Annotated in this window: 22 protein-coding genes; 8 read left to right on the forward strand and 14 right to left on the reverse strand. The window is 66.9% G+C overall.

Annotated features, from left to right (window positions below):
• Nucleotides 1-10 precede the first annotated feature (10 nt).
• The 4 genes from Q1A36_RS13010 to Q1A36_RS13025 all read left to right on the forward strand — a co-directional run bounded on the left by Q1A36_RS13010 (nt 11) and on the right by Q1A36_RS13025 (nt 3,624).
• Nucleotides 11-763 carry an SDR family oxidoreductase gene (locus tag Q1A36_RS13010; RefSeq protein WP_299844658.1) on the forward strand — a complete coding sequence of 251 codons (753 nt, stop codon included), beginning with the start codon at nt 11-13 and terminating at the stop codon, nt 761-763.
• A gap of 63 nt (nt 764-826) precedes the next feature.
• Nucleotides 827-1,795: a TRAP transporter substrate-binding protein gene (locus Q1A36_RS13015; protein WP_299844661.1), complete on the forward strand. Its 969-nt coding sequence runs from the start codon at nt 827-829 to the stop codon at nt 1,793-1,795.
• Nucleotides 1,792-2,355: a TRAP transporter small permease subunit gene (locus Q1A36_RS13020; protein WP_299844664.1), complete on the forward strand. Its 564-nt coding sequence runs from the start codon at nt 1,792-1,794 to the stop codon at nt 2,353-2,355. Before Q1A36_RS13015 ends, Q1A36_RS13020 begins: the two co-directional genes overlap by 4 nt.
• A 12-nt stretch (nt 2,356-2,367) precedes the next feature.
• Nucleotides 2,368-3,624 carry a TRAP transporter large permease subunit gene (locus Q1A36_RS13025; protein ID WP_299844666.1) on the forward strand — a complete coding sequence of 419 codons (1,257 nt, stop codon included), beginning with the start codon at nt 2,368-2,370 and terminating at the stop codon, nt 3,622-3,624.
• Between the two features lie 51 nt (nt 3,625-3,675).
• Here the strand turns inward: Q1A36_RS13025 and Q1A36_RS13030 are convergent, their stop codons facing one another.
• The 5 genes from Q1A36_RS13030 to Q1A36_RS13050 form a co-directional block, all read right to left on the reverse strand.
• Nucleotides 3,676-4,659, reverse strand: coding sequence for a LysR substrate-binding domain-containing protein (locus Q1A36_RS13030; protein ID WP_299844669.1), 984 nt, complete (start codon nt 4,657-4,659; stop codon nt 3,676-3,678).
• A 114-nt stretch (nt 4,660-4,773) separates the two neighbouring features.
• Entirely contained in the window at nt 4,774-5,901 is a 1,128-nt protein-coding gene (locus tag Q1A36_RS13035) for an acyl-CoA dehydrogenase family protein (RefSeq protein ID WP_299844672.1), read from the reverse strand.
• Nucleotides 5,901-7,088: an acetyl-CoA C-acyltransferase gene (locus tag Q1A36_RS13040; protein ID WP_299844675.1), complete on the reverse strand. Its 1,188-nt coding sequence runs from the start codon at nt 7,086-7,088 to the stop codon at nt 5,901-5,903. Before Q1A36_RS13040 ends, Q1A36_RS13035 begins: the two co-directional genes overlap by 1 nt.
• 10 nt (nt 7,089-7,098) lie before the next feature.
• A complete protein-coding gene (locus Q1A36_RS13045; RefSeq protein ID WP_299844678.1) occupies nt 7,099-7,866 on the reverse strand; it encodes a 3-hydroxyacyl-CoA dehydrogenase in 768 nt (255 codons plus the stop codon).
• Between the two features lie 3 nt (nt 7,867-7,869).
• Nucleotides 7,870-9,537: an acyl-CoA synthetase gene (locus tag Q1A36_RS13050; protein WP_299844681.1), complete on the reverse strand. Its 1,668-nt coding sequence runs from the start codon at nt 9,535-9,537 to the stop codon at nt 7,870-7,872.
• A gap of 130 nt (nt 9,538-9,667) precedes the next feature.
• Between Q1A36_RS13050 and Q1A36_RS13055 the strand changes: the two genes are divergently transcribed.
• The 4 genes from Q1A36_RS13055 (at nt 9,668) to Q1A36_RS13070 (ending at nt 12,402) form a co-directional block, all read left to right on the forward strand.
• The gene (locus Q1A36_RS13055) at nt 9,668-10,681 is read left to right on the forward strand and encodes an AraC family transcriptional regulator (protein WP_299844684.1); all 1,014 of its coding nucleotides are present in this window, start codon (nt 9,668-9,670) and stop codon (nt 10,679-10,681) included.
• Between the two features lie 67 nt (nt 10,682-10,748).
• Complete coding sequence (locus Q1A36_RS13060; RefSeq protein WP_299844687.1) at nt 10,749-11,309, forward strand: hypothetical protein; 561 nt, start codon at nt 10,749-10,751, stop codon at nt 11,307-11,309.
• The gene (locus tag Q1A36_RS13065; protein WP_299844689.1) at nt 11,306-11,854 is read left to right on the forward strand and encodes a hypothetical protein; all 549 of its coding nucleotides are present in this window, start codon (nt 11,306-11,308) and stop codon (nt 11,852-11,854) included. The genes Q1A36_RS13060 and Q1A36_RS13065 overlap by 4 nt, the downstream gene beginning before the upstream one ends.
• Nucleotides 11,851-12,402, forward strand: coding sequence for a hypothetical protein (locus tag Q1A36_RS13070; protein ID WP_299844692.1), 552 nt, complete (start codon nt 11,851-11,853; stop codon nt 12,400-12,402). The genes Q1A36_RS13065 and Q1A36_RS13070 overlap by 4 nt, the downstream gene beginning before the upstream one ends.
• On the opposite strand, the gene Q1A36_RS13075 is transcribed toward Q1A36_RS13070, so the two are convergent.
• The 9 genes from Q1A36_RS13075 to Q1A36_RS13115 form a co-directional block, all read right to left on the reverse strand.
• Nucleotides 12,374-13,663 (reverse strand): hypothetical protein, encoded by a 1,290-nt coding sequence (locus Q1A36_RS13075; protein WP_299844695.1) that lies wholly within the window; start codon nt 13,661-13,663, stop codon nt 12,374-12,376. The two genes, Q1A36_RS13070 and Q1A36_RS13075, sit on opposite strands and share 29 nt — an antisense overlap.
• Before the next feature lie 91 nt (nt 13,664-13,754).
• Entirely contained in the window at nt 13,755-14,585 is an 831-nt protein-coding gene (locus Q1A36_RS13080) for a sulfite exporter TauE/SafE family protein (protein ID WP_299844698.1), read from the reverse strand.
• A gap of 3 nt (nt 14,586-14,588) precedes the next feature.
• Entirely contained in the window at nt 14,589-15,338 is a 750-nt protein-coding gene (locus Q1A36_RS13085) for a DUF1028 domain-containing protein (protein WP_299844701.1), read from the reverse strand.
• A 3-nt stretch (nt 15,339-15,341) separates the two neighbouring features.
• Nucleotides 15,342-17,132 (reverse strand): gamma-glutamyltransferase family protein, encoded by a 1,791-nt coding sequence (locus Q1A36_RS13090; protein ID WP_299844704.1) that lies wholly within the window; start codon nt 17,130-17,132, stop codon nt 15,342-15,344.
• A 13-nt stretch (nt 17,133-17,145) separates the two neighbouring features.
• Nucleotides 17,146-18,012 carry an ABC transporter permease gene (locus tag Q1A36_RS13095; protein ID WP_299844707.1) on the reverse strand — a complete coding sequence of 289 codons (867 nt, stop codon included), beginning with the start codon at nt 18,010-18,012 and terminating at the stop codon, nt 17,146-17,148.
• Nucleotides 18,012-18,956 (reverse strand): ABC transporter permease, encoded by a 945-nt coding sequence (locus Q1A36_RS13100; RefSeq protein ID WP_299844710.1) that lies wholly within the window; start codon nt 18,954-18,956, stop codon nt 18,012-18,014. Before Q1A36_RS13100 ends, Q1A36_RS13095 begins: the two co-directional genes overlap by 1 nt.
• Before the next feature lie 73 nt (nt 18,957-19,029).
• Nucleotides 19,030-20,532 carry an ABC transporter substrate-binding protein gene (locus Q1A36_RS13105; protein ID WP_299844713.1) on the reverse strand — a complete coding sequence of 501 codons (1,503 nt, stop codon included), beginning with the start codon at nt 20,530-20,532 and terminating at the stop codon, nt 19,030-19,032.
• Nucleotides 20,529-21,656 carry a dipeptide ABC transporter ATP-binding protein gene (locus tag Q1A36_RS13110; protein WP_299844716.1) on the reverse strand — a complete coding sequence of 376 codons (1,128 nt, stop codon included), beginning with the start codon at nt 21,654-21,656 and terminating at the stop codon, nt 20,529-20,531. The genes Q1A36_RS13105 and Q1A36_RS13110 overlap by 4 nt, the downstream gene beginning before the upstream one ends.
• On the reverse strand, nt 21,653-22,663 hold the full coding sequence (locus tag Q1A36_RS13115; RefSeq protein WP_299844719.1) for an ABC transporter ATP-binding protein: 1,011 nt from the start codon (nt 22,661-22,663) through the stop codon (nt 21,653-21,655). Before Q1A36_RS13115 ends, Q1A36_RS13110 begins: the two co-directional genes overlap by 4 nt.
• Nucleotides 22,664-22,751 lie beyond the last annotated feature (88 nt).

Genomic DNA, 22,751 nt, shown 5'->3' on the forward strand with positions numbered 1-22,751 from the left:
GGAGAAGGCCATGGGCCTGTTGGACGGAAAATATGTCATCGTGACGGGGGCGGCCTCGCCGCGCGGGTTGGGAAAGGCCACGGCGCAGCTGTTCGCCGATCAGGGCGCGACGGTTGCAATCCTCGATCTGAACGCGGATCAGGCCAAGGCCGCCGCCGCCGATCTGGGCGAGGGGCATGTGGGCCTCGCCTGCAACGTGACCGATCTCGAGGCCTGCAAGGCGGCGGCGGATGATCTGCTTCAGCAATGGGGCCGGATCGATGTGCTGGTCAACAATGCCGGCATCACCCAGCCCCTGAAAGTCATGGATATCGGCCCCGGCAATTACGACGCGGTGCTGGACGTGAACCTGCGCGGCACGCTTTACATGAGCCAGGCGGTCATCCCGGCGATGCGCGAGCAGAACGAGGGCAGCATCGTCAACCTGTCCTCGGTCTCGGCGCAGCGGGGCGGCGGCATCTTTGGCGGGCCGCATTACTCGGCGGCCAAGGCGGGGGTTCTGGGTCTGACCAAGGCGATGGCGCGCGAACTGGCGCCGCAGAACATCCGCGTCAACGCCGTCTGCCCGGGCTTCATCGCCACCGACATCACCGCCGGGAAACTGACCCCGGACATGATGGAGGGCATCCTGGCCGGCATCCCCATGGGCCGTGCGGGCGAGGCCAGCGATGTCGCCGGCTGCTGCCTGTTTCTCGCCTCGAACCTCTCGGCCTATTGCACCGGCACCGAGGTCGACGTGAATGGCGGATCGCTGATCCACTGACAAACCCGCCTGCCGCGAGGAGGCGGCGGGCATCCATCACCAGTCTTACCGGGAGGTATCATCATGAACCGCAGCATTCTTGGCGCCATCCTGTGCAGCACCGTCTTTGCCGGTGCCGCCAGCGCCGACACCATCATCCTCGCCCATGCACAGCCGCCGGGAAACCCGCGCTCGCTGGCCGCCGATTTCTTCGCCGAGAAGGTCGCCGCCTGCAGCGAGGGCCGGATCGAGGTCAATGTCGCAGGCGCCGCGACCATGGGCGATGATGTCGAGGCGCTGACCTCGACCTCGGCCAATGTCATCCAGATCACCGCCAACAGCCAGGGCGCCACGGCGCAGATCATCCCCGAGCTGAACGTCATCGGCCTGCCCTTCCTCTTTGCCGACGCGCCGAGCGCGTGGAAGGTCATCGATGGCGAGATCAAGACCCAGATCGACGAGCGCGCGCAGGCCGCTGGGCTGAAGCTGCTGGGGCTGTGGGACAATGGCATCCGCCATGTCAGCCACCTGTCGAAGTCGATCACCACGCCCGCCGACCTCAAGGGCGTGAAGATCCGCACACCCCCCGATGACATGACCATTGCCATCTTCAACGCGCTTGCCGCCAACCCCGCGCCGCTGACCTTTGCCGAGCTGCCGACCGCGCTGCAATCGGGGGTGTTCGAGGCGCAGGAGAACCCGCTGACGAACATCTACTCTTCCAAGATCCACGAGATCACCAAGTTCATCTCGCTGACCGGGCACAAGTACGAGACCTCGCCGCTTCTGGCCAGCATGGCCTGGTGGTCGTCGCTCTCGCCCGAGGACCAGGCCTGCGTGCAGGCGTCGGCAGACGAGGCCACAGCGTTCCAGCGCCAGACCGCGACCGAGCAGGAGGCCGAGGTCAAGCAGAAGCTGATAGACGAGGGTGCGACCGTGACCGAGATCGCGGACCGGCAGGCCTTCGTCGACGCGACCGCGCCGGTCTATGACGAATACCGCGCCAAGTTCCCCGAACTGGTCGACACCATCACCGCAGAGGCCGCGAAATGAGCGGCGCGGTGCAACCGGACCCTGACAGCAACGGAGGGCGCCCCGCGCCCTCTGCCCTGCAGGGGATCGTGCGTGCGCTGGATGTCTCGGGGCAGGTGATCTGCGTCGGCACGCTGATCATCCTCTTCGTGGCGCTGATGGTGAACGTGGTGCTGCGCTATGTCTCGGGGCAGGGACTGGGCTGGGCCTATGACATCCATGCCATCCTGCTGCCCTGGATGATCGCGGGCGGGGTGGTGATCGCCACGGTCTACAGCCGCAACATCGCCATCACCATCCTCCCGAACCTGCTGTCGGAACAGGGCAGGAAGCTGCTGTTCATCATCATGACGGCGCTGACGCTCTTGATCTCGGTCTTCGTGGTCTGGTCGTCCTTCCCGATCATCCGTGCCGCGCAGTTCCAGAAGATCACCGCGCTTGGCGGCATCAGCCAGCTCTGGGGCTATGCCAGCATTGTCTACGGCTTCGGTGGCATCGCCATCATCTGCGCCTGCGACCTGATCGCGGTGACGATGGGCCGGGTGCTGCGCGATGTCGAAACCGCATCGAGCCTCAGCTGAGGAGGATTTGACATGACCCCCATTCTCGTCTTTGCGTTCTTCGGCCTGATGGCGCTGTCGGTGCCGGTGGCCCATGCCATGCTGGGCGGCACTGCGCTGGCCCTGCTGATGGACGGCAAGCCCCTGGCGGTGATCGCGCAGCGGCTTTACGCCCCGACACAGGCCTTCCCGATGCTGGCCATCCCCTATTTCATCCTTGCCGGATCGTTGATGATGCACGGCAAGTTCGGGGAGTATCTGGTCAATATTGCCCGGCTGATCGTCGGTCGCTTTCGCGGTGGCCTTGGCCAAGTCAGCATCCTCGGCTCGGTGATGTTCGGCGGTGTGTCCGGCTCGGCCGTGGCCGATGCCTCGGCCATGGGCAATGCGCTGATCCCGGTGCAGGTGCGCGACGGCTATCCCGCGCCCTTCGCCGCCGCGATCAACGCCTCGTCCTCGACCGTATCGGTGCTGATCCCGCCCTCGATCCCGCTGATCCTCTTCGGGCTGGTGGCCAATGTCTCGATCGTCGACCTGTTCGTCGCCGGTATCCTGCCCGGGCTCTTGCTGGCCGCCGGGATGATGGCGATGGTCTGGTATGTCGCCCGCCGCCGTGGCCTGCCGGCCGCGCCGCTTCCCGGTGGCTTCCGCGCCTTCAAAAGCCAGATCGTCTTTGCGCTGCCCGCCCTTCTTATGCCCATCTTCATCATCGGCACCCTGCGTTTCGGCATTGCCACCCCGACCGAGGTCAGCGTTCTGGCCGTCGCCTATGCCCTGCTGATCGGCATCTTCTTCTATCGCGATGTGACGCCCCGGCTGATCTGGAATGCACTGGTCGAAACCGGAATGATGACCGGCGCGGTCATGCTGATCATCATGGCCTCGGGCACGATCCAGTGGATCCTGACCGCCGAGCAGGTGCCGCAGAACCTCGCCGCCTTTGTCGGCACCCATCTGACCGAGCCGTGGATGGTGCTGATCGCGCTGAACCTGGTGATGCTGGTGATCGGCATGTTCCTCGACCTGCCCGCCGCCGTGCTGCTCCTGGCGCCGCTCTTCGTCACCATCGGCAACACCATCGGGCTCGACCCGGTGCAACTGGGCCTGATGATGGTGATCAACCTGTCGGTCGGCCTCTACACGCCGCCGATCGGGACGACGCTGTTCATCTCGATGGCGATTGCGCGAACCGGGATCGGCGAGACCTCGAAGGCGCTTCTGCCCTTCTATCTGGTCGCGGTGGTGGTCCTGCTGGCCTTCACCTTCATCCCGGGACTGACCATCTACTGAGGCCGGGACCAGATCACGGATGCCGGGCGGTGACGCCCGGCATTCGCCTGTCTAACGCTCGTCCGGCCCGGCAAAGGTCGCCCGACGCTCGAACCGCGTTTGCAGCCCGCGCCCGTCCAGCCAGTGCCGCGCCTCGGTCATGTGCTGGGCGCCCTTGTTCCTGATCCAGTCCGAGAACAGTTTGACCGCCCGGCGCCCGACATGGCGATGCGGGCAGACCACCCAATAGCCCGGAAACTCGATCACCTCGAATTCGGGCGAGACCGGCACCAGCTCGCCACGGCGCAATTCCTCGAAGGCCAGTGTCATGCTGTCGAGGATCAGCCCGCCGCCATCCTTGGCCATCTGCACCGACATGCTGGAGCGGTCGAAGCGGCAGGGATAGGACATCGAGGCGCCCGACACGTCATTGCGCGGCAGCCAGTAATCCCACCGGTAATAGGCCTTCACGCTGTCGATCAGCCGGGCATGGCGCAGCTGCTCGCGCGGGTCGTCCGAGATCGCCTGCAATCGGGCCAGATAACCGGGCGAGCACATGGGAAAGACGAAATCATGCACGATGCAATCGGTATGCAGTCCTTCCCAATCCCCCTCGCCATAGCGCAGGTCCATATCGACGACCTCGGTGTCGAACTCGGTAAAGCTGGGGGTCGCGTCCACCCTCAGATCCCAATCCGGGTTCTGGAGACAGAAATCCGACAGCCGCGAGGCCAGCCAGCGCACGCCGAAGGAAGGGCTGACCCGGATCGACAGGTGATGCGTTTCCCGCTGCCGCACGATGGCCGCGCGCACCTCGCGGATCGACTGGAAGGCCTGCGAGGCGGTCTGGAACAGCCGCTCGCCATCGATGGTCAGGCGCAGGTGGCGCTTTTCGCGGTGAAACAGCTTCACCCCGAGGCTCTGCTCCAGCAGCTTGATCTGCTGGCTGACCGCCGAGGCCGAAACCTGCAATTCCTCGGCCGCGCGCATCACCCCGCCAAGCCGGGCAACGGCCTCGAAATGCGCCATGGAGAGCAGGTTCAGATCACGCGCCATGCCGGATGCCTGAGAGGAGCTTATGGATCTGTTCATGTAGGCTTATGAAATCTGGGGCCGTCAAGCCGGCGCGAATGTGCTGCGGGCCGACGGGATCCTGCGTCGGCCCGTCCTTCATAGTCCCCGCGCGATAACCATGCGCTGCACCTCGCTGGTGCCCTCGTAGATCTGGCACACCCGCACATCGCGATAGATGCGTTCGACCGGGTAATCGGCCAGGTAGCCATAGCCACCATGCAACTGGATCGCCGCCGAGCAGACCTTTTCTGCCATCTCAGAGGCGAAAAGCTTGGCCATGGAGGCCTCGGTCAGGCAGGGCTTGCCGGCCTCGCGCAGGGCCGCCGCCCGCAGCACCATCAGCCGGGCGGCGTCGACCTGGGTCGCCATATCGGCCAGCTTGAAGGCCACCGCCTGATGCTCGATGATCGGCTTGCCGAAGGTGATCCGTTCCTTCGCATAGGCCAGCGCCCCCTCATAGGCGCCACGTGCCATGCCCACCGCTTGCGAGGCGATGCCGATGCGCCCGCCTTCGAGGTTCGCCAGCGCGATCTTGTAGCCCTCGCCTTCCTCGCCAAGACGGTTTTCTACCGGCACGCGCATGTTGGTAAAGGCCAGCGCGCAGGTATCCGAACTGTGCTGGCCCAGCTTGTGCTCGACGGTGACAACCTCGTAACCCGGCGTGTCGGTCGGCACGATGAAGGCCGAGATGCCCTTCTTGCCGGCCTCTGGATCGGTCACGGCAAAGGCGATGACCACCTTGCCATTCTGGCCCGAGGTGATGAACTGCTTGGCGCCGTCGATGACATAGTGATCGCCATCGCGCCGCGCCCGCGTCTTCAGTGCCGAGGCGTCCGAGCCGGTATGCGGCTCGGTCAGGGCAAAGCCGCCGATCCATTCGCCCGCCGCCATCTTCGGCAGAAAGCGCGCCTGCTGTTCGTCGGTGCCGTATTTCAGGATCGGCACGCAGCCGACCGAGGAATGCACCGACATGATGGTCGAGCAGGCGCCATCGGCTGCGGCGATCTCCTCCAGCGCCAGCGCATAGGCGACGACCCCGGTTTCCGAACCGCCATGCGCCTCGGGCACCAGCATTCCCAGAAAGCCCAGCTCGCCCATCTGGGTCAGTTCCTCGCGCGGGAAGGCATGGGCGCGATCACGCGCCGCCGCGCCGGGCAGCAAAACGTTTTGCGCAAACTCGCGCGCCATGTCGCGGATCTGTTCCTGTTCTTCGGTCAGTTGCATCAGTTCAGCCTTTCGATGGCAACCGCCGTGGCCTCGCCGCCGCCGATGCACAGGGTCGCCACGCCGCGATCAAGCCCGTTGCGCTCAAGCGCGTTCAGAAGCGTCACTATAACCCGCGCGCCCGAGGCGCCGATGGGATGCCCCAGCGCACAGGCGCCGCCGTTGATGTTCACGATGTCATGGGAAAGGCCGAGATCCTGCATCGCCGCCATGGCCACGACCGCAAAAGCCTCGTTCACCTCCCACAGATCGATATCGCCGACGCTCAGGCCGGTCCGCTCCATCAGCCGGTGGACCGAGCCGATGGGCGCGGTGGGGAAGAGGTTCGGCTTGTCGGCATAGGTCGCGTGACCAAGGATGCGGGCGCGGGGCGTCAGCCCGCGACGCTCGGCCTCGGAGGCGCGCATCAGCACCAGCGCCGCCGCCCCGTCCGAGATGGACGAGGAATTCGCCGCCGTCACGGTGCCGTCCTTGCGGAAGGCGGGCTTCAGCGTCGGGATCTTGTCGAGACGCGCCTTGCCGGGCTGTTCGTCGAAATCGACCGTCACCTCGCCCTTGCGCGACGAGATCGAGACCGGCACCACCTCGGCGGCAAAGGCACCGCTTTCGATGGCGGCTTGCGCGCGGGTCAGCGAGGCGATGGCGTAGTCGTCCTGTGCCTGACGGGTGAACTGGTAGTCCTGTGCGCAATCCTCGGCAAAGGTGCCCATCAACCGGCCCTTGTCATAGGCGTCTTCCAGCCCGTCAAGGAACATGCTGTCCATCACCTGACCATGGCCCATGCGATAGCCGCCGCGCGCCTTGGGCAGCAGGTAGGGGGCGTTCGACATGCTCTCCATGCCGCCCGCGACGATCACATCGGCGGAGCCGGCAAGGATCAGGTCATGGGCCAGCATCGCCGCCTTCATCCCCGAGCCGCACATCTTGTTGATGGTGGTGGCCCCGGCCGTCAGCGGCAGGCCCGCTGCCAGCGCCGCCTGACGTGCGGGCGCCTGACCCTGACCGGCGGGCAGCACGCAGCCCATGATGATCTCCTCGACCGCGCCGGCATCCAGCCCCGCGCCCTTCAGCGCGCCGCCAATGGCTGCGCCGCCAAGCGTGGCCGCCTCGACCCCGGCGAAATCGCCCTGAAAGCCGCCCATCGGCGTGCGCGCGGCACCCACGATGACAATCGGATCCCTGTCCATGATGATCTCCTTATTTCGGGGCCATGCGCAGCGCGCCATCCAGCCGGATGACCTCGCCGTTCAGCATCTGGTTCTCGATGATATGCCCGACCATGGCAGCAAATTCCGCCGGACGGCCAAGGCGCGAGGGGAAGGGGACGTTGGCGCCCAGACTGTCCTGAACCTCTTGCGGCAGGCCGGCCATCATCGGCGTCTCGAAGATGCCGGGCGCGATGGTGACGACGCGGATGCCGTGGCGGGCCAGTTCGCGCGCGGCGGGCAGGGTCAGCGCGGCCACGCCGCCCTTCGACGCGGCATAGGCCGCCTGACCGATCTGCCCGTCAAAGGCCGCGATCGAGGCGGTGTTGACGATCACCCCGCGCTCTCCGCCTTCGCCCGGCGCATTGCGCGACATCGCATCCGCTGCCAGCCGCAGCATGTTGAAAGTGCCGATGAGGTTGATCCCGATGGCGCGGGCAAAGCTGTCCAGCGCATGGGGGCCTTCGCGGCCAACGATCTTCTCGCCCGGTGCCACACCGGCGCAATTGACCAGCACATCGACCCGGCCAAAATCGGCGATGGTTGCGGCAATGGCCGCCTCGCCATCCGCAGCGCTGGTCACATCGGTCTGCACAAAGCGCGCGGCCTCGCCCAGTTCCGCCACCAGCGCCTCGCCCGCCGCCGCGTTCACGTCCAGAGCGACGACCTTGCCGCCGCCGGCCACCGCCATCCGCGCCACCGCCGCGCCAAGGCCCGAGCCGGCGCCGGTGATGAGAAATACCTTGTCCTTGACCTGCATTGTTCAGGCTCCTTGCTGTTCTTCGAGTTTGGCGATTTCCGCCTTGCGCAGGATGAATCGCTGGATCTTGCCGCTGGGGGTCTTGGGCAGATCCTCGACGAATTCGACCCGGCGCGGATAGGCATGGGCCGAGAGGCGCTTGCGCACATGCTGCTGCAATTCCTCGGCCAGCGCCGGGCTGCCGGCAAAGCCCTTGGCCAGCACCACAAAGGCGGTGACAATCTCGGTGCGCTCGGGGTCGGGAACACCGATCACCGCCGTCTCGGTCACGGCGGGATGTTCGATCAGCGCGCTTTCCACGTCGAAAGGCCCGATGCGATAGCCCGAGGAGGTGATGACGTCATCCGCCCGGCCGATGAAGCTGACCGAGCCGTCGGGCTCGAATTCGACGCTGTCGCCGGTGCGGTAATAGCCGCCCGAGATCGCCGGGGTGGGCTTGTTGTGATAGCCGGTGAACCACAGGATCGGCGAGTTGGCGATGTCGATGGCCAGTTCGCCCGGCTGGTTCGGGCCAAGCTCGTTTCCGGCCTCGTCCAGCACCGCGACCCGGTAGCCCGGCATGGCCAGCCCGGCCGAGCCGGCGCGGACCGGGTGATCCAGCCCGTGATGGTTGTTCACGCACATGCCAAGCTCGGTCTGGCCGTAATGGTCGAAGATCGGCACCGCCAGATGGGCATCGAACCACCGGATCACCTCGGGGTTCAGGGGTTCCCCGGCACTGCTGACCACGCGCAGCTGGCCCTTGACCGCCTCGGCAGCCTCGGGGCCGGCGGCCAGCAGCAGGCGGAAGGCGGTGGGCGAACCGGCAAGGCTGGTCACGCCCAGCTTTCCGATGATGCGATAGGTGCTCTCGGCCGTGAAACCGCCCTCGTAGAGCGTCGTCGCCCGGCCCAGCAGCAGCGGCCCGCAGATCGCGTAGTAAAGGCCGTAAGCCCAGCCCGGATCGGCGATGTTCCAGAAGATGTCGTCCTCGCGCAGGTCGATCGCCTCGCGCATATAGGCGCCAAAGGCCAGAAGCGCGCGCAAGGGCACTGGCACGCCTTTCGGTGCGCCCGTGGTGCCCGAGGTCGACATCATCATGAAAAGATCGTCGCCCTTGCGCATCACCGGGGTGAAGTCGGGCGCGGCCCCCGCCATGCCGGCGCGGAAATCCCCGTCGCCCGCCGGCAGCGCCTGACCCTCGGCCAGAACCGTCAGCACGGTGGGGCAGTTTTCCACCTCGTCCAGCTTGCCGCGATTGGCGCTGTTGGTCACGACCAGTTTCGCGCCGCTGGTCTGGAAGCGCTGCTGGATCGCAAGTGAGCCGAAGGCGGTGAACAGGGGCTGGTAGACCGCCCCCAGCCGCCATGCGCCCAGCACCGTGGCGACCAGGTCCACCGTGCGCGGCAACAGCCCCGCCACCACATCGCCCGGCCCGACCCCCTGCGCCCGGAACAGGTTCGCGGCGCGGGCCGAGAGATCGCGCAGATCCTCGAAGCTGTATTCGGTCAGAACCTCATCCGCCGACAGGCAGCGCAGCGCCACCCGGTTCGTGCCGGTGTGACGGTCGCAGCATTCGACGCAGGCATTCAGCCCGGTCTGCAGATCGCCCTGCAGGCTGGCAATGGCCTCTTCGATGCGGAACGCGGCGGCGGCCTCGGTGAGGCTGGGGCGGTTGCTTCTGTCGGACATGGGCTCCTCCTTCCCGGGTCTGGCACCGACGGGCGAGCCGCCGGACTGGGGCGGACTCTACCCGATTCAGGATTGCAAACAATGACAGCGACGGCCAAATTGGCTGATCGGAATTGCCATAGGTGGGGGCATGGAACGTCGGCAGATCTCGCCCGGTTTCGTCGAGGATGCACTGGCGCCGCTGCGCCAGCGTGGCCTCGATCCGCGCCCCTTGCTGGTCGCGGCGGGCATTGATCCGGCGCTGACGCAGCCGGTCAGCAACCTGCAATATGGGCAGGTCTGGCTGGCGATCACCGATCTGATCGGCGACGAGTATTTCGGCAATGGCGCACGCCCCATGCGCCCCGGCAGCTTCCAACTGCTGTGTCACGCGGTCCTGCACGCCGGCACGCTTGACCGCGCCCTGCGCCGGGCGCTGATGTTTCTCAACGTGGTACTGGACGATCCGACCGGCGAGTTGCGGGTGAAGGATGGCGAGGCCGAGATCGTTCTGACCGACCAGAACGGCCCCCGCAGCGCCTTTGCCTATCGCAGCTATTGGCTGATCCTGATGGGCGTGGCCTGCTGGCTGGTCGGGCGGCGCCTGCCGCTGATGCGGGTGGATTTCGCCGGCCCGGCGCCGGCGAACCGCCGCGACTATCACCAGTTCTTCGGTGCGCCCGTCACCTTCGACCAGCCGCAGAGCCGCCTGACCTTCTCGGCCCGCTACCTGGGCCTGCCGACGATCCGCGACGAGAAGGCGCTGAAAAGCTTCCTGCGCGGTGCGCCCGCGAACATCCTGCTGCGCTATCGTCACGATCAGGACCTGACCACGCGCATCCGCAGCCGGCTGCGCGCCACCCCGCCCGAGGATTGGCCCGATTTCGACGGCATTGCCCGCGACCTGCGCCTGTCGCCCGCCACCCTGCGCCGACGGCTGCGCAGCGAGGGGCAGGGTTTCGCGGCGCTGCGCGAAGAGATGCGCCTGCGGCTGGCACAGGACCGGCTGCGCGGCAGCGAGGACAGCGTGGCCGAGATCGCCATGGCGCTTGGCTATCGCGAAGCCAGCGCCTTCTATCGCGCATTTCGCAAATGGACCGGCGTGACCCCGGCGGAATATCGCACGGCGGGCGAAGGCGCGCAGGCCGTGCCTGACCCCGATTGAGGCGAGCCCGCGCCGCCGCCCCTCGCGGCCTCTTGCACCCTTTCGCCGATCACGTCCAAATACCCCCATGTCCGAGGCACCCAAACCCACCCTGCTTCGCCGGCTCTGGCTTCGCGCGCTTGCGACGGCGGGGGTGACGGCGGCGGTATTGCTCAGCTGGTGGTGGAAGGTCGAGGATGCGCGGACGCCCGAAGATGCCCCGGCTGCGGCCTTCGGGGCGGCGCTCGACCTGGGGCGCACCGCCTTCACGCCGGTCGCGCTGGACTGGCACCCGGCAGAGGGCAAGCTGGTGTTGAGCGCCGTGATCGAGAACCGGACGGGCGAGACGCAGGTGGCGGTCTTCGGCGGTCCGCCCCATCCGCCGCAGCTGGTTCTGGACGGCGTCCCGCAGGACCCGCCCCAGATCATCCTGCGGCGCGATGACGAGCCGCTGCAGGACCTGCAGCCGCGCCTGTCCGAAGAGATCGCGCTGGTCTGGCCGGCTCCGCCCGACTGGCAGCTTGCTCCGGTCCGCATCGATTTCGACCGGCAGGCCTTCAAGCTGCGCGACAATCTTTATGGTCAGTCCAGCTGGCTGGGCTTTTCGCGCACCGCCCGGTTGACGGCGACGCCCGGGATCGTCCCATGATCCGCATTGCGCCCCTGCTGACCGCCGCCGCCGCTGCCGTGCTGCTGGCGGGGATGATGCTGACCAATCCCGACTACAACAGCGCCGTGCGCCCGTTCGAGACTCGGGTTCCGCCCGGCGAGACCGGCCAGACCCGGCTGATCGGGGGGCGGATCGAGGGCTGGCGGACGGCGGATCGCATCAGCTTTCCCGCCTTCGGCTCGCTGCGGCAGCGCGACACGCAGGCCATGTTCCTGATCGTCGATCTGAAGCTGTTCGGCACCACGGACTCGACCATGCTGCGCGCGGGATGGATCGGTGCCAGCGGACGGCGCTATGACACGACCGCGCGCATCAGCGGCGCTTTCCTGCAGATTCAGGACCTGTGGTTGCAACCGGGGCTGGAGAGCAAGGCCATCGCCATCTTCGAACTGCCAGAGGATGAGATCGCGGGCGGCGCGCTGATGCTGTCTGACCGGATCGATGCCCCGCTGGACGGGCGATTGCGGCTGGCCGCGCCGGTCGATGCGCCGTCCCATGTCGATCATCTGGAGCTGGACGGATGAGGCAACTCGGATGGATCGCGCTGACCGTCCTTTGTCTGGCGCTGACCGTGCTTCTGGTCGTCTGGCCCGACCTGAGGGAATTGCGCCGGGGCAAGGTATGGACGGTCACTGCCATCGATGCCGCCAGCGCAGATCTGGCCGGCGTCACGGTGTCGGTCGATGCGGCGCGGGCCATGGTGCTGCCCGGATCGCCCGACCGGGCGGTCCTGTATCTGCGCATGGGCCTTGCCGGTCAGCCCGAAACGCTGCGGTCATGGCTGGCCTGCGATATCGGACTGAGCGACGGCCGGGGCCGCATCTGGCGGCCGCTGACCAATGTCGCGGGCCTGGAGATCATCGCCGCGCTCGGGGACGAAGGCGACACGACGAACAACTGTGACCAGTCGCGGATCATGGCGCCTGAGGATGGCAGCCCGTCGATGTCGGTGCAGGCGTTCCTGGTGCCATCCGACTTGCTGGACGAGTTGCGCTTGCGGATCACGGGCTTCGCGGTCCGGCCCGAGGCGCTGTCCCTGCCCGTCAGGCCGGTGCTGCGTCCGCCGCTCTAGCCTGCGCGCGCAGCGCCAGTTCCAGCCCGGCGGCGAGGATGCAGAATTGCAGCGGGCTGACCAGAAGCCCGCCCGCCGGCGCCCCGGGTGCGTTGAACAGTGCGTTCAGCGGCACCGACAGCACCTGCCAGGTCAGCATGTCCTGCGGCCCGATCAGCCGGGCGATGCCGACCCAGGCCCAGTTCCCCAGCCAGTCGACCAGCCGCCACAGCACCAGAACCGAAGCGGTCAGGGCGAAACCGGCCGAAGCGGCCAGCAGCACCCCGTTCATCACCGCGTTCCAACGCTTGACCACGCCCATCCAGAAATGGCCGATGAAATCGGTGACGGGCTTGGGCAGTGCCTTCCAGCGATCGATGGCCCGACCGGCAACGCGCAGGGTCTGGGCATCCGCGCCGTGCAGGTCATGGCCATAGACGATGGCCCCGAGATTGAACCAGACGAGCGGCAGAAGCCCGTACCAGAAGAGCGATTTCAGCATCGGCCAAAGCTGGAAGCCCGGCGCCCAGTCCACCGGGCGCAAGCCGGCATCGCTGATCGCCGCCGAGGCCGCCGGAATGATCTGGCGCAGCATTTCGCCTGGCTTGGGCAGGGTCGCCAGCCAGCCGGCGAATTCGTTCTTCCAGCTGCCGATGATGTAGAGACCCAAAAGTGCCCAGGTCGCCTCGCAGGCCACGACCAGCATCGGCCAGAATCCCGCCTTGCTGCGCCCCTGCATCGCCTTGGCGATGCGGCGGATCGCCCAGATCAGCAGGACAGCCAGAATGACCCAGCCGGTCTGGCTGACCTCGAGCGCCGTGGGAGGAAGCTCGGGCTGGGTGAAATCGACCCGCGCCATCTGCGCGGCATAGAAGATCTGCGAATAGCTGCGCAGCGTATCGCCCAGGAAGCCCCAGCCGGCGTAATAGCCATAGAAGGGGATCAGGACGGCCAGCAAGGCGGCGGCGAAGACCCCGCCCTCCGGCGTGGTATCGGAGGCCGGGGCGGGCTGGCTTGCCGCTGCGATCCGGCGCCGCAGCCGCAGGCGCGGCAGACCGTCGCGCAGGATCAGGAACATCGATACCGCGATCAGCAGCTGCAGCAGGATCACCGGCGCGATGGCGAGCAGTCCCAGCAACCGGTCGACAAAGCCGATCTCGACCGCCAGCCTGAGCAGGACCTGATCCAGCAGCGCCCCTGCGGCCCAGATGGCGGACAGGACGACGCCGTGGCGCAGGAACAGCGACAGGCTAAGCCTGACATGCTGCCCGATAAGTCCCAACTCGCGCCCCAAGGTCCCTCGTCACGTCACCTGCCACGCCGGAAATGTGGCATGGATTGGCGGCGGAGTTAAGCGGAAAGGCCGCCCCGCTTCATCCCCCGAAGAGGTCGATGAACATGCGAAGCGAGGTCAGCAGCAGGAAGCCGCCAAAGGCCAGACGCAGCGCGCGGCGCGGGATGGAATGGGCGAGCTTCACCCCAACCTGCGAGAAGCTGGTGGTCAGCGGGATGATGACGGCGGCGGCCAGCAGGTTGACATAACCCAGCGAGAAGGGCGGCAGCCCCTCGATCCCCAAGCCGCTATAGGCATAGATCAGCGCGCCCGGCAGGCCGATGATGAAGCCGATCGCCGCCGAGGTGCCGACGGCGCGGCGGATGTCATAGCCGAGGAAGTTCAACAGCGGCACGCCGATGGTGCCGCCGCCGATCCCCATCATGGCGCTGATCGACCCGGCAAGGAGGCCGAAGAAGGCCCAGACCGGCTTCGAGAACCCCTTGGGCTCGGGGTCGGCCCGGCCCTTGCGCAGGATCATGTCGGCGGCGACGATCAGTGCCACGGTGGCAAAGACCGCGATCAGCACGTTGCCCGAGACATAGCCGCCGACAAAGCTGCCGATGACCACGCCGACAAGGATCGATGGTCCCCAAAGCCTGAGCAGCCCCATGTCGACCGCGCCTTTGCGGTAATGGCCCATGCCCGAGGCCAGCGAGGTGAAGACGATGGTGGCCAGCGACGTGCCGACGGCGACCTTCATGGCGATATCGGCCTCCATCCCGGTCAGGCTGAGGGCGAAATAGAGCGCGGGAACGATGACGATCCCGCCGCCCACGCCCAACAGGCCGGCAAGGATGCCCCCCGCCACGCCCGCGCCGACTGCGACGGCGGCCAGTTCCAGCAATGTGCCCGTGGTCAATCCGTCCATGTCTTACTCTCTTGTCGTGGCAAGGGATGCTGTCGCCCGACCGGCGGCGGCGCGTGCCGCCTCGGCCTCGGTGATGCGGCGATCTATGTCGGCGCGGTCGGTCGCGCCACTGAAATTCGCAGCCGTCGGCATGATTTCGGCGACAAACAGCAATCGTTCGCGTGCGACCGCCAGCAACCGGCGCAGCTCGGTCAGCGGATCGCCATGATCATCGACGCGCAGGTCGAGCCAGGGATAGGCCTCGCCCCGGTGGATCCGCAGGGCAGCGGCCTGCCGTCCGCGCCGGTCGCCGCCCGCATCCTCGCCGGCCTGCATGGAGGCCAGCATCCGGTCCGGGAAGTCGAGATCACCCCGCTCGCGCCAGACCCGCGCGGTCTCGGCCACGACCTCGGGGCCGGTCAGCATATTGCCGGCGACCGAATAGCCCTGGCCCAACTCATGCCCGGCCCAAGCGATGCAACTGGCCCCGGTATGGGCAACGCCCAGCCCCGAGGCGTCCAGCACGTGTGCCTGCCGCTGCGCCTGACCCCCATCGCGGGCGACGAAATCGGCCAGAACCTCGGCTGCCGCCTCGCCGGCCTCGAGCCGCCGCAAGCCTTCGACACCCCAGAGCGGGTTCACGAAAGCCTGCGTGGCGACGGCGGTGCGACACCCGATATGTGGCACCAGCGAGCCGCAGGCGAAAAAGCGGCTGGCGACCGCGATGCCGAGCGCGCCGGTCGTGGGATCACGGGCGATCAGCGAATAGGTCATGGCTCAGCGCCCCACCGCATAGGCCTGCATCAGCCGGGGCGTGGCGGCGGCGGTCAGCATCCCGTCAGGCTCGCGCCGGGCGGCAGTCAGGCGCCCGACCGTCCATTCCGCCGCAACCGTGACCTTGTGGCCGCGGGCGCGCAACTCGTCGATGACGGCCTCGCCGAAATTCGGCTCGACCATGATCTCGCCGGGCTTGGCCTCGCGCGGGTAGAAGCTCGACTGGAAATGCGCGGTATGGAACAGCGGCGCGTCCATGCCCTGCTGCATCTCCAGCCCGTGATGGACGTAGCGCAGGAACCAGATCAGCTGCCATTGATCCTGCTGGTCGCCGCCCGGCGTGCCAAAGGCGATGCGGGTGCCGTCCTTTTCAGCGATCGAGGGCGTCAGCGTGGTGCGGGGGCGCGACCCAGGGCGCAGCGAAGTCGGCAGACCCTCTTCCAGCCAGAACATCTGCGCCCGGCTGTTCAGCGGGAAGCCAAGGCCCGGAATGACCGGGTTCGATTGCAGCCAGCCGCCCGAGGGCGTGGCGCTGACCATGTTGCCCCATTGGTCGATCACATCGAGATGCACGGTATCGCCCCGCCGCTCGGTCAGATGCGCCATGGTCGGCTCGCCGGCGCTGGCCCCGCGCGCGGCCGAGAAATCGCGGGCGGCGCGGGCGATGGCGGCATCGGCCAGATGCTCGAGCCCCGGCAGGCGACCGGGGCGTTGATCAAGGCTGGCGCTTGCGCCGATCAGCTTGCGCCGTTCGGCGGCGTAGTCACGGGACAACAGGGTCTCGGTCGGGATCTTGGAAAAATCGGGATCGCCGTAATAGGCCTCGCGGTCGGCATAGGCGAGTTTCATCGCCTCGGTGACGGTATGGACGAACTCGGCGCCGTAGGGGTCCATCGCCGCCAGATCGACCCCTTCGAGGATGCGCAGCGCCTGCAGCAGCACCGGCCCCTGCGACCAGGGCGCGGTCTTGAAGACGGTCCAGCCGTGATAGTCGATGCTGAGGGGTTCCTCCCACGTGGCCTGCCAGTCGGCCATGTCCTCGCGCGAAAGCACCCCGGAATGCGCCTCGCCCGAGACATCCGTGACGCTGGCATCGGCAAGGTAGTCAGCAATAGCGTCCGCCACGAAACCTTGCGACCAGACCTTGCGGGCGGCGTCGATGCGGGCGTCGCGCGTCTCGCCCTTGGCCTCATCGACAATGCGCTGATAGGCGGCGGCGAGGTCGGGGTTCCTGAACAGCTCCCAATCCTTCGGCGCCTCGCCGTCCGGCAGCCATGTGGCGAAGCTGGTGGGCCATTCGTCGCGGAAGAAATCATGCAGCCCGGCGATGGTCGCCGCCACGCGGGGCAGGACCGGATGGCCGTCGCGGGCATAGGCGATGGCGGGGGCCATGACCTCGGCCAGCTCCAGGCTGCCATGATCGCGCAGCATCAGCATCCAGCCGTCAAAGGCCCCCGGCACCACGGTTGCCAGAAGGCCCGAGCCGGGGATCAGCCCGTCACCGAACAAGTCGCGGTAGTGATCCAGCGTGGCATCCTTCGGCGCGACGCCTTGCGCGCAGAGCACCTTGGTCTCGCCGGTTTCGCCCAGATGGATGATTGCCGGCAGATCGCCTGCCGGGCCGTTCAGATGCGGCTCGACCACCTGCAGGACCATGGCGCAAGCGACCGCCGCGTCAAAGGCATTGCCGCCCTTTTCCAGCATCCCCATGCCCACGGTCGAGGCCAGCCAATGGGTCGACGTAACGGTGCCGAAGGTGCCGCGGATGTCGGGTCGGGTGGTGAACTGGCTCATCTCGTCTCTCTTTTCAGTCTTCGCGGGGGTCCAGCGCGTCGCGCAAACCGTCGCCGAGCAGGTTGAAGCCCAGCACCACGAGGAAGATCGCGATGCCCGGCCACCAGGCCATCCACGGGGCCTGGGTCATGAAGTTCTTTGCGGTGTTCAGCATCGCGCCCCAGCTTGGCGCTGGCGGTTGCTGGCCGAGGCCGAGAAAAGACAGCGAGGCCTCTGCGATGATGGCGCTGGCGATGGTCAGGGTGGATTGCACCAAGACCGGCGGCAGCACGTTCGGGAAGATATAGCGGCTGAGTATCGTGGGCGTCGACAGACCAATGGCATGGGCGCTTTCGACGTAATCCTCGGCCGCCACGTTGATCGCCTGCCCACGGGTCAGCCGGATGAAGACCGGCGCGGCGGCGATGCCGATGGCGATCATCGCATTGGTCAGCGAAGGGCCGAGGAAGGCCGCGAGTGCAATGGCGAGGATCAGGAAGGGGATCGCCAGCAGCGCCTCGGTGCAGCGCGAGATAACGGCATCGGTCCAGCCGCCGAAATAACCGGCAAGGATGCCAAGCGGCACGCCGACGGCGATGGCGATGGCAACCGAGACGACGCCTGCCATCAGCGAGGCCCGCGCCCCCCAGATCATCCGCGACAGGATGTCCCGGCCGATCTCGTCGGTGCCGAAGGGATGAGCGGCGGAAGGCGCCAGCCGGATTGCACCCCAGTCGGTCGCTGCCGGATCGGGGATCGGCAGGATCGGCGCGGCCAGCGCCAGCAGGACGAAGATCAGCACCAGCGCGCCGCCGAACATGGCGCTGCGATGGTGGCGGAACTTGCGCCAGACCCGGCTTTGCGGGCGGGGCAGGACGGGATCGGAGGCCAGGTTGCTCATCAGCCGACCCTCAGACGCGGATTGAGAAGGAAATAGGCGGTATCGGCCAGAAGGTTCATCAGGATGAAGCCGATCGCCGTGACCAGCACCACGCCCTGCACCACGGCATAGTCGCGCACGAAGACCGCATCGACGATCATCTTGCCGAAGCCCGGAATGGTGAAGATCTGCTCGGTCAGCACCGCCCCGCCGATCAACTCGCCAAAGAGCAGCGCCGACAGCGTGACCACCGGGGTCAGCGCGTTGCGAAAGGCGTGGTGCATGATGACCGTGCGGTCGGGCAGCCCCTTGGCGCGGGCAGTGCGAACGTAATCCTGCCGCAGCACCCCCAGCATGGCCGAGCGGGTATGCCGCATCAGCGAGGCGGCCAGCGCGGTGCCAAGGACGAAGGCCGGCATCAGCATGGTGCGGATCGACTGCCAGGGATCGTCGGTCAGCGGCACATAGCCCGAGGCGGGCAAGAGCTGCCATTTCACCGAGACCAGCATGATCAGCATGATCCCCAGCCAGAAATTCGGGATCGACAGGCCCGACAGCGCCACGACATTGGCGAGGTAATCGGTGGCCGTGCCCTTCCTGACCGCCGAAAGGATGCCCGCCGGGATGCCGATCAGCACCGCGAAGATCATCGACATGACCGCCAGCTGGATCGTCACCGGCAGCTTTTGCAGGATCATTTCGGACACCGGCAGGCCGGTGCGGATCGAGGTGCCGAAATCGCCTCTGAGGGCATTCATTGCCCAGTGGAAATACTGCTGCCAGATCGGGTCGTTCAGGTGATAGACCTCGCGCAGCCGGTTCAGCGTTTCGGGGTCGCGATCCTCGCCCGCCAGCGCCAGCACCGGATCGCCGGGCAGCATCTTCTGCAGCGCGAAGACGAAGATCGAGATCAGGATCAGCGTCGGGATCGAGATCAGGATGCGGCGGGTCAGATGGGACAGCATGGCGCTTTCGGATCAGGGGCGGGGCAGGGGAAAGGGTGCCGGGCGGCGGAGTGGTGCCGCCCGGCGGTCAACGTCATTCCGTGAGTGTGACGTTTTCCAGTCGGATCATGCCGTCGGACATGGCGGTGAAGCCCTGCACCTTATTCGACAGGCCATAGAGCCAGGCCTCGTTGTAGAGGTAGAACAGCGGCAGGTCGGTCATCAGGATGACATTGGCCTGATGATACAGCTCCTTGCGCTTCGCCTCGTCGCTGGTGGCGCGGGCCTCGGCCAGTAGGCGGTCGACTTCGGGATTCGAGTATTTGCCGTCATTGAAGCCGCCATCGGTGGTGACGAAGCCATAGATATTGCCATCCGGGTCGATGCGGCCCGACCAGCCCACCTGGCTCGACTGGAAATTCCCCGCCGCCTGGTCCGACAGCATCGAGGCGAATTCCTTGGCGGTCAGCTTGATGGTGATGCCCGCCTCGGCCGCCATGGCCTGGATCATCTGCACCACCTGCTGATTTTCCGGACGGTTGGGGAATTGCATCTCCAGCGTCGCCCCACCCTCAAGCCCGGCCTCGGCCAGAAGCGCCTTGGCCTTTTCCACGTCGCGCGCGGGCACCGGGAAGGCCGGGTCGAAATAGGGGCTGACCGAGGAGACCGACTGGCTGGCAGCCGCGTTCAGACCCGCAAAGACCACCTGATTGATCGCCTCGCGGTCGATGGCCAGCGACAGCGCCTCGCGCAGCTTGGCCTCCTTGCCAAACGGATTGTCGGCCATGGCGCCGTTCTGGGTGTTGAAGGTGATGCCCTGGTAGCCAAGCCCGGTCGCCTTGGCGAAGGCGAAATTGGGGTTGTCCTCGACTGCCGGCACGTCGGTTGCGGCAAGGCGGTTGATCAGGTCCAGATCGCCCGATTGCAGGTTCGCCAGCCGCACGGTGCTGTCGGGGATCGGCAGATAGCTGACGCCGTCCAGCTTGATCGCCTCGGCATTCCAGTAGCCGTCGTATTTCTCCAGCTCGATCCTGTCCTGCGCCACCCGAGACTTGAACTTGAACGGACCCGAGCAGACCGGGTTCGCCGCCACGTCGCCCTCGAAGCTGGCGGGTGACAGCATCATCCCCGAGCGGTCGGCCAGCTGCGCCAGCAAGGGCGCATCGGGAGCCGAGAGGTGCAGCTTGATATGCGTCGGATCGACGACTTCGACCGAGGTGATCGAGCTGACCTCGGATTTGCGCACGCTGTCCTCGAGCGTTTGCGAGCGTTCGATATTGGCCTTGACCGCTTCGCCGTCGAAGGGCGTGCCGTCATGGAAGGTGACGCCCTCGCGCAGGGTCATGTCGATGGTCAGACCATCCTCGCTGACGGTCCAGTCGGTGGCGAGTTGCCCGGTCAGCTCCAGCTCGGGGGTCACGTCCAGCAGTTTGTCGCAGAGCGCGGTGAAGACGATGCGGCCGACAAAGGTGCGGCTCTTGTCGGGGTCCAGCGCGTCGGGATCGCTTTCCAGCCCGATGCGCAGGGTCTGGGCCTCGGCGGCCATGGCGGTCGTGCCCATCAGGGCGGCGAGAAGCAGGATACGGCGAAGGGTCATCTTGAGGTCTCCTGTTGGAAGGTCCGGTTCGGGTCATCGGCCGGGTTCGGCCCGGTCTCGTTGGCGGCAAGCGCCTGACGGTAGAGGGCAAAGCGGCGCTCGGCGCCTGCGGTCAGGCGGGCAGGGGCGGGCGCGGCACCGGTGTCGGCGGGAAGGTCGCGCCAGCGCAGGCATGCCACCTGCACCCCGTCGTCGGCATCCTCCAGCGGCGGACGCGCGCTGGCGCAGATCTCGGTGGCATGGGGGCAGCGGGTGCGGAAATGGCAGCCCGAGGGCGGATCGATGGGGCTGGGCGTTTCCCCCGCAAGCGGACCCTGCCCGGTCGAGCGGCCCGAGTCCGGTCCCGGGATCGCCGCCAGCAGGGCACGGGTATAGGGGTGGCGCGGGTGTTCGAAGATCTGGTCGGTGGGGCCGGTCTCGACGATCCGGCCCAGATACATGACGGCCACACGGTCGCTGACATGGCGAATGATGGCCAGATCATGGGCAATGATGATCAGCGTCAGCCCCAGCCGGTCGCGCAGTTCACCGAGAAGGTTCACCACCTGCGCCTGCACGCTGACATCCAGCGCGCTGACCGGCTCGTCCCCGATCAGCAGTTTCGGACCGGCGGCCAGCGCCCGGGCGATGCCGATACGCTGGCGCTGGCCGCCGCTGAATTCATGCGGATAGCGGTCCATATGCTCGGGGCGCAGCCCGACCTGCGACAGAAGCCGGCCAACCTCGGCGCGGCGTTCGTTGGCTTTCATCTCGGGCCGGTGCGTCTCCAATGGCTCGCCCACCAGCCGGGCGACGGTCAGGCGCGGGTTCAGCGACGAGAACGGGTCCTGAAAGACGAATTGCACATCCCGCCGCAGCGCCTTCAGCTCGGCCCCCTCGATCCCGGCGATCTCGCGTCCGTCGATGCGGATCTGTCCGTCCGAGGGTCTGGACAGCCGCATCAGCAGCCGCGCCAGCGTCGATTTCCCGCAGCCGGATTCGCCGACGATGGCGAAGGTCTCGCCCTGATGCACCGTCAGGTCGACGCCATCGACGGCGCGCAGTTGACGCTTGGGGCGGAACATCCCACCGCTGATGTCGAAGCGTTTGCTGAGGCTTCGTGCCTCTACCATGACAGGCTTCATGCCGACATCCTTCCTGCCGCGTCCAGCGGGGCGAAATGGCAGGCGGCGCGGTGGCCGGGGCTTACCTCGGCCAGCCGGGGCGTGGTGTTGCAGAGGGGCGCGGCGAAGGGGCAGCGGGTCGAGAAGCGGCAACCCTCGGGCATGGTCTCGATCGAGGGCACCATGCCGGGCACAGTCGACAGCCGCTGGCGCGGACCGCGTAGCGCGGGAACCGAGGACATGAGGCCGATGGTGTAGGGGTGCTGCGGGTCCTCGAAGATCTGCGCGACCGGGCCGGTCTCGACCACGCGGCCGGCATACATGACCGCGACCGTGGTGGCGATTTCCGATACGACTCCCAGGTCATGGGTGATCAGCACCGTCCCCATCGCCCGTTCGGCCTGCAATTCGGCGATCAGGTCGAGGATCTGCGCCTGAATGGTCACATCAAGCGCGGTGGTGGGTTCGTCGGCGATCAGCAGCGCGGGATTGTTGACCAGCGCCATCGCGATCATCACCCGTTGGCGCATGCCTCCCGACATCTGGTGCGGATAGTCCCTGAGCCGCCGTTCCGGTGCCGGGATGCCGACCCGGCGCAGCATCTCGAGCGCGCGCTCGCGCCCCGCCTCGCGGCCCGCGCCGGGATTGTGGCGTAGCCACCCCTCGGCGATCTGGTCGCCGATGCGATGGGCCGGGTTCAGGCTGGACATGGGCTCCTGAAAGATCATCCCGATCCGCCGGCCGCGCAAAGCCGCCAGTGCCGACTGGTCGTCCAGCGCGATCTCGGTCCTCTCGAACCGCATCCGCCCGCTGACCCCGCGCAGCAGATTGGGTGCCAGAAGGCCCATCACCGCCAGCGAGGTCAGGCTTTTGCCGCAACCCGATTCGCCCACGATGCACAGCGTCTCGCCCCGCGCGACGGTCAGCTGCACATCGTCCAGCAAAGGCGGCAGATCGGGCGCAAGCCTGAGGCTCAGCCCGTCAAGGCGCAGCAGGTCTGGCGTCGCAGCATCGCCGGCGGTCTGCATCAGGAATTGAACCAATTGATCATTGGTTCAGCATAGCGACATTTTCAGTCCCTGCAACCTCCAAGAGCGACTGAAAAGAACGCCGCGT

The organism is uncultured Paracoccus sp. (assembly GCF_947487305.1).
Classification (GTDB): domain Bacteria; phylum Pseudomonadota; class Alphaproteobacteria; order Rhodobacterales; family Rhodobacteraceae; genus Paracoccus.

What these genes read in the sequence shown, in the direction of transcription:
- Q1A36_RS13010 (WP_299844658.1), top strand. Translation starts at nt 11, where the DNA reads ATGGGCCTGTTGGACGGAAAATATGTCATCGTGACGGGGGCGGCCTCG.
- Q1A36_RS13015 (WP_299844661.1), top strand. Translation starts at nt 827, where the DNA reads ATGAACCGCAGCATTCTTGGCGCCATCCTGTGCAGCACCGTCTTTGCC.
- Q1A36_RS13020 (WP_299844664.1), top strand. Translation starts at nt 1,792, where the DNA reads ATGAGCGGCGCGGTGCAACCGGACCCTGACAGCAACGGAGGGCGCCCC.
- Q1A36_RS13025 (WP_299844666.1), top strand. Translation starts at nt 2,368, where the DNA reads ATGACCCCCATTCTCGTCTTTGCGTTCTTCGGCCTGATGGCGCTGTCG.
- Q1A36_RS13030 (WP_299844669.1), bottom strand. Translation starts at nt 4,659, where the DNA reads ATGGCGCGTGATCTGAACCTGCTCTCCATGGCGCATTTCGAGGCCGTT.
- Q1A36_RS13035 (WP_299844672.1), bottom strand. Translation starts at nt 5,901, where the DNA reads ATGCAACTGACCGAAGAACAGGAACAGATCCGCGACATGGCGCGCGAG.
- Q1A36_RS13040 (WP_299844675.1), bottom strand. Translation starts at nt 7,088, where the DNA reads ATGGACAGGGATCCGATTGTCATCGTGGGTGCCGCGCGCACGCCGATG.
- Q1A36_RS13045 (WP_299844678.1), bottom strand. Translation starts at nt 7,866, where the DNA reads ATGCAGGTCAAGGACAAGGTATTTCTCATCACCGGCGCCGGCTCGGGC.
- Q1A36_RS13050 (WP_299844681.1), bottom strand. Translation starts at nt 9,537, where the DNA reads ATGTCCGACAGAAGCAACCGCCCCAGCCTCACCGAGGCCGCCGCCGCG.
- Q1A36_RS13055 (WP_299844684.1), top strand. Translation starts at nt 9,668, where the DNA reads ATGGAACGTCGGCAGATCTCGCCCGGTTTCGTCGAGGATGCACTGGCG.
- Q1A36_RS13060 (WP_299844687.1), top strand. Translation starts at nt 10,749, where the DNA reads ATGTCCGAGGCACCCAAACCCACCCTGCTTCGCCGGCTCTGGCTTCGC.
- Q1A36_RS13065 (WP_299844689.1), top strand. Translation starts at nt 11,306, where the DNA reads ATGATCCGCATTGCGCCCCTGCTGACCGCCGCCGCCGCTGCCGTGCTG.
- Q1A36_RS13070 (WP_299844692.1), top strand. Translation starts at nt 11,851, where the DNA reads ATGAGGCAACTCGGATGGATCGCGCTGACCGTCCTTTGTCTGGCGCTG.
- Q1A36_RS13080 (WP_299844698.1), bottom strand. Translation starts at nt 14,585, where the DNA reads ATGGACGGATTGACCACGGGCACATTGCTGGAACTGGCCGCCGTCGCA.
- Q1A36_RS13085 (WP_299844701.1), bottom strand. Translation starts at nt 15,338, where the DNA reads ATGACCTATTCGCTGATCGCCCGTGATCCCACGACCGGCGCGCTCGGC.
- Q1A36_RS13090 (WP_299844704.1), bottom strand. Translation starts at nt 17,132, where the DNA reads ATGAGCCAGTTCACCACCCGACCCGACATCCGCGGCACCTTCGGCACC.
- Q1A36_RS13095 (WP_299844707.1), bottom strand. Translation starts at nt 18,012, where the DNA reads ATGAGCAACCTGGCCTCCGATCCCGTCCTGCCCCGCCCGCAAAGCCGG.
- Q1A36_RS13100 (WP_299844710.1), bottom strand. Translation starts at nt 18,956, where the DNA reads ATGCTGTCCCATCTGACCCGCCGCATCCTGATCTCGATCCCGACGCTG.
- Q1A36_RS13105 (WP_299844713.1), bottom strand. Translation starts at nt 20,532, where the DNA reads ATGACCCTTCGCCGTATCCTGCTTCTCGCCGCCCTGATGGGCACGACC.
- Q1A36_RS13110 (WP_299844716.1), bottom strand. Translation starts at nt 21,656, where the DNA reads ATGAAGCCTGTCATGGTAGAGGCACGAAGCCTCAGCAAACGCTTCGAC.
- Q1A36_RS13115 (WP_299844719.1), bottom strand. Translation starts at nt 22,663, where the DNA reads ATGCAGACCGCCGGCGATGCTGCGACGCCAGACCTGCTGCGCCTTGAC.